The following is a 936-nucleotide window of genomic DNA, read 5'->3' as shown; positions in this document are numbered from 1 at the left end:
CATTTCGGCCATCCCGGTTTCGCCCATCGGCATGTAGTCCGGTTGGATCTGGCGGATCTTCGCCGCAACCCTGGCCTTGTTGGCGTTCATCGGCGTCGGGATATCGTGTCCCATCGCGTTCATCGTGTGGTGCGACTTGTGGCAGTGCAGGGCCCAGTCGCCCGGATAGACCGCGTCGAACTCGTAGGCGCGCATCGCCCCCACGGGAATGTCGATCGAGACCTCCGGCCAGCGAGCCTCGGGCTTCACCCATCCTCCGTCGGTGCAGGTCACCTCGAAGTCGTAACCGTGCATGTGGATCGGGTGATTGGTCATCGTCAGGTTTCCGACCCGCACCCGTACCCGGTCGCCGGTCGCCGCGACGAGAGGGGCGACATCCGGGAAAACCCGGGCGTTGATCGCCCACAGATTGAAGTCGGTCATCTCCATGACCTTCGGCAGATACGCACCGGGATCGATGTCGTAGGCCGACAGCATGAAGACGAAGTCGCGATCGACCGGCATGAAGGCCGGGTCCTTCGGATGGATGATGAACATGCCCATCATTCCCATGGCCATCTGGACCATCTCGTCGCCATGCGGATGGTACATGAAGGTCCCGCTCTTCACGGCGTCGAACTCGTAGACGAACGTCTTGCCCGGCGGAATTCCCGGCTGGGTCAGGCCGGTCACGCCATCCATGCCACAGGGCAGGATGACGCCGTGCCAGTGAACGGTCGTGTGCTCCTTCAACCGGTTCGATACGAAGATCCGCACCCGGTCGCCTTCGACGCATTCGATGGTCGGTCCCGGCGCCTGGCCGTTGTAGCCCCACAGATAGGCGGTCATGCCCTCGCCCATCTCCCGCTCCACCGGCTCGGCAACGAGGTGGAACTCCTTGACGCCGTTGTTCATGCGAAAGGGCAGCGACCAGCCGTTCAGCGTCACCACGGGATT

1 protein-coding gene is annotated in these 936 nt (G+C 62.9%); it reads right to left on the bottom strand.

The genetic code is table 11. The features are described from left to right. On the bottom strand, positions 1-936 hold a 936-nt coding region (locus N7I30_RS21715; RefSeq protein WP_498641062.1), incomplete at both ends, for a multicopper oxidase family protein.

It is taken from the genome of Aurantimonas litoralis, from assembly GCF_026153195.1.
GTDB lineage: Bacteria > Pseudomonadota > Alphaproteobacteria > Rhizobiales > Rhizobiaceae > Aurantimonas > Aurantimonas coralicida.
Note: the sequence above shows the minus strand (reverse complement) of the source record. Positions and strands in the feature narration are given on the sequence as shown.